The 4,120-nt window shown below is 59.7% G+C and carries 4 protein-coding genes; all 4 read right to left on the minus strand.

Features of this window, described 5'->3' with window-relative positions; translation table 11 throughout:
* Positions 1–785: 785 nt before the first annotated feature.
* Complete coding sequence (locus JYA52_RS01710) at positions 786–1,391, minus strand: hypothetical protein (RefSeq protein ID WP_205651423.1); 606 nt, start codon at positions 1,389–1,391, stop codon at positions 786–788.
* Between the two features lie 143 nt (positions 1,392–1,534).
* Positions 1,535–3,424, minus strand: coding sequence for a hypothetical protein (locus JYA52_RS01715; RefSeq protein ID WP_205651424.1), 1,890 nt, complete (start codon positions 3,422–3,424; stop codon positions 1,535–1,537).
* Between the two features lie 222 nt (positions 3,425–3,646).
* Positions 3,647–3,823, minus strand: coding sequence for a hypothetical protein (locus tag JYA52_RS01720; protein WP_205651425.1), 177 nt, complete (start codon positions 3,821–3,823; stop codon positions 3,647–3,649).
* A 14-nt stretch (positions 3,824–3,837) separates the two neighbouring features.
* Entirely contained in the window at positions 3,838–4,080 is a 243-nt protein-coding gene (locus JYA52_RS01725) for a hypothetical protein (RefSeq protein WP_205651426.1), read from the minus strand.
* Positions 4,081–4,120 lie beyond the last annotated feature (40 nt).

Consider the following 4,120-nt stretch of genomic DNA (forward strand, 5'->3'; position numbering starts at 1 on the left):
ATAGCCAACAAATTAGCCAAGCAGTTCTGAGACACAACGCGACGATTCACGGCCCGACTCCGCTGCTACGGGCAGTTTGCTGCTGCTTGTCGAATAGCGCGTGCATCTCAGGCCCTCAGGCCCACCCAACGGGTCCTGCATGTATACCTTGGAGTCCAATAGGTCAAGCTTTGTCCACACTCTGTGCGAAAAAGGCCTCTGACCTGCGGAAACACTGTGCCCGAGGTGGGACTCGAACCGGGCTCCCTCCCCCAGAGAATCCGCCCCTCCCCCGAAAACATCGCCAATCCGGCCCAGTCCGCCGCCAGTACAACCGAATCCGAAGCCCCAGGTGTGCACATTGTGCACACCCCTCTTTTTGTCCTTGATGCCCTGCCCAGAGGAGCGGCGCAACCCTCGGACGCGGAGCACCCGGTCCGTGGCCCGCCGTCAATGCGCCCGGTGTTACCACGCTCATGTGTCTTGGCCGCGGCCCAGCCTACGGCCTCGACCTAATAATGCTTCAGCGCGCCGGGCATTCGAAAATTATCAAACACCAGATGATGGTCGAAATGGGAATTTCTCCATCAGGATCTATTCGAAGACTACTGCCGACTCCGGTCGCGCATCGAGTGATTCCGTGACCGGCTACAGGGCAGACCAGATACGTGCTATGCCGCGGCCTCCATTTCGGCATTCAAGGGAAGGTCGAGGGCGAACACGGACGGCCGGGTCGATGGGCAGCCGCCATGCGAGGAACATGGCTTCGTTCGGGTTGCCGTTCCAGGGACACTGTCCGGGCCGTCCTATTGCCGGACTTCGCCGCCCACGGGCGCGACTGATTCTTGAATGCGCGCATTCGCGAGGGCTTCGGCTAGTTTCCTGGGCTTACGGTTATTAAGCCAGGTCTTCGTATACGAGACCGTTTGCGTTCCCCACTGCCCAATACGAAGAAGCGGCTGTGTTTTTCTCGTATTAAGGTCGAATGTCATCGCAGTGCGCATCGAGCTGCAGACTGTCATCAGTGCTTTATATTCAGCCTCGCCCAAGCCTTGAGTGCTGAAGTTGTCACGGCCGCGGAGCAGGGCCGCGTTGACTTCCTGCATGTCGCCGTAGCGTTGACGAGCTCGGTGGGAAAGATACATACCACCATCAGCGTAATACCATTCCCGGAGCGCCCTGTGGAAATCCGAAATCTGTGCGACACTCAGGTCATTCTGCGGCCACCGGGATGCCGTTGCCGTGAGAGCCCACAGCTTTGGATATGTCTCCATCCGGCGTGCGCGGAGGGCGTCGTCGATTTTTGCGCGAGATGCGATAGCTGCACCCAGCAGCGCGGAAACCAGAGCGAGCATAGCCACCAGTACGGTGGCAATGGGTGCAAGGATGGTCGTGATCAGCTCATTTGACATAGTCTCCGGTCCTACCAAACCTGCAGCATGGCGTCACTGCTCCGCAACCGCTGGAACTCGCGGTCAACTAAAAATCAGGTGTACGGCAAGTCGCTCCTGACTCGAACCTGATCCCCTGAATTCAGCTCCCCACCACCGTGGGCTCATGTCCATTCGCCGCCATGACGGCGGAATCTCTCGCGGTAGGGACACAAATCCCTGACGCCGCAGACCGTGTGTGACCAGTCCCATTTGCAGGTCAACGGGGCCTGAGCCGACTTCGGAGCCAACCTCTCGAGTGCCTGGACCGCAGCGTCTTGCTTGTCGTTGGTCCACCCGTACCGCCCATACCAACCCTCAGCCGAGAGTATCCCTATGGCAGACCGTGTGAACCCGAACTTTTTGAGTGCATCGGCGTAGTTGGCCAGCGGTTCGTCCCCACTGTCATCGTCCGCCGTCATGTCCCAAGGTGACGCCACCTTGTAGCCTGTCCGCTCGCAGAGAAGACTCAATATCAAGGCAGCCCCCATCAGCACGAATACGCCAAGCGCAATGCCCGTAGCCAGCCATAAGACAGCGAACGTGCCAGGGTCAAGCAGGACCGTAGGGGTAGAACTATCGGCCTCTTGCGCAAACGCCAAGGCTCCTGCGGCCACGATCGGTTGAGCGACCGCTACAGCCGCAATTCCGCGTAGTCGGGCGACCATGCGAGCGGCGACCCCCGTGAAGGATGAGTGCGCGATCATCGCGCCAACTGCCGCGGCCGTCGTGATCAGCAGCGCGATAATGTTCGTTACCTGCCCCGTCGGCCACTGCATAGTATGCGCTGACGCCTGAAGCAGGAGCGAGATCAGCACCAGCGCAACTAGTGCACACGAGAAGGTGGCATTCGTCAGCCAGCCTCGCGAAGTGACTCTAAAATCTATCTGGGCCTGGCAGAGTGATCCATTGGGCACCTCAACTCCGTGAAGGCCCACGGTGGCCGTATGCCCCACCACCCGATCGTGGGTGTAGGGACCGCCATTCTCATTCGGGCGGCCGGCGAGCAACTGTGCACGAACGACTTCGACCCCCTCAGGGGCGGTCAGCTCAAGGTGGTAGCTCGACGCCTTCTCGGCACCGGGCACCTGAACGCGAATGCTTGTCGGCCGCAGCCCCAGAGCCGATGGAAACCCGGTCCAAAGTTTCCGCCCTGTTTGACGGAACCACCAGCCTGTCCGCTGACGAAAGTGTTCCCCAAGAGCCGGCCGGTCGTCATGCTCGTACAGCGTCGTCTCACCCATGACCGTAAAGCGTGGCGTCATCCGTGACCACCCCGTAGGTTCGCTGAACTCGAGATTAAGTAATCGGTGCCTTCTGCCCCGCATGTTTTCGGCCCCTGCGGGCAGGAACACGTACAAGGAAAAGTTACGGCGGAGAAGGTAAACCACAGCGCGGACGATGGAACTCTCGGTGAGGCGACTCAGGTGGTCCGGGACTGGACCGCTCAAGCCCTCGAAAAGCGCCAGCGCGTCATTCGTCTCCTTGCGCGAACCCGCCACCAACTGACGGATGAAGGAGCGGACGTCCTCTTGCGCAGCAAGCGCAGGTGAAACACTTCCCGCTGCGGCCAGCAGGATCGACTCGTCAAGCTGCTGCGTAAGTCGGATTCCCGGTGTCGGGAGGACATTGCCAACCTCATCCGTGATGTGCATGTTGACCAAGGTGCGCCGTCGCATGAGCGATATGGGCACGATCCAGAACCGGTCACCCATCTTGTCAACAACGAGCGGCGCGTCGTCCCGAACATTGAAGTCAACCGTGAGCCGGCGCTTTACATTACGATCTTGATCGAATGTGAGCTTTTCTACGCGCCGAACCACCCAACGGCTAAACTGCAGTTCAGCCAGAAGTAGACGCCGGCCGAGTTCGCCACAGAAAGGATCGGGTAGCGCGGCACGGTTATGATCTCGGGTTTGGCTGACGATGAGCGCCTGATCAGTGGGGTCCAGAATCCACTCAACGTCTTCGGTGTCCACTGGCTGTACTCGATCCGGGTTTGGTCCGTCGATCATTGGCATCTCCGCAGCTTGGCATCGGAACACTCGCACTCTAAATCACGCACAACGCCGCCCAGTTGCTTGCACGCTATCTATTTGGGCGTTACAGCCGCGTTACTAGAGCTCCCGTCTGAGGGTACGGCTGGAGACTAGGGTTGATAGCGATCTGCCCGGAGGGAGGTTCGGTGGCCGACCATCTTCGGCCCCTGGTTGGACTGGGGCGTGGAGTCTCATGGCTTATTGGACAGTTCTGTCGGCCTTTCCCTTGTGGAACTTGATCGGCCCGATCTTTCCGAACTCAGTCGCCGCCGTGATAAGAAGTACGCTCGCGACCAAGCCCAAGGCGAGGATGATCTCGACCATGAGCTTGCTGTCGTCGAATGTCTCGAGCGCTGCATCGATCGTCGGACCCATCTGCGGGTCACCTGCTAGCGGACCAGCACAGCGCATGCGACCTGCGCACCCCGTTCCTGGTCAATCTCGCCCTCGGCCCCCAAGTCAGTGACCTCAGCGAATCCCGGCGCCTCTCGAATCTCGTCCGGAACCGCAGCTGTAATCGTGTCGGGCTCGGTTTGAGCGCCATCAACTAGGCTCGTCGCCCAGTGATTGAAGGAGGCAGCAATCTCCACGTCGTTCATCGCTGCCATGCTCTCCGCTGTTGCCGATTTCATGCTTTAACCCTCCTGTGTGTCCACTTGCATTCCTCGCCGC

The organism is Arthrobacter pascens (genome assembly GCF_017052465.1).
Classification (GTDB): Bacteria; Actinomycetota; Actinomycetes; order Actinomycetales; family Micrococcaceae; genus Arthrobacter; species Arthrobacter pascens.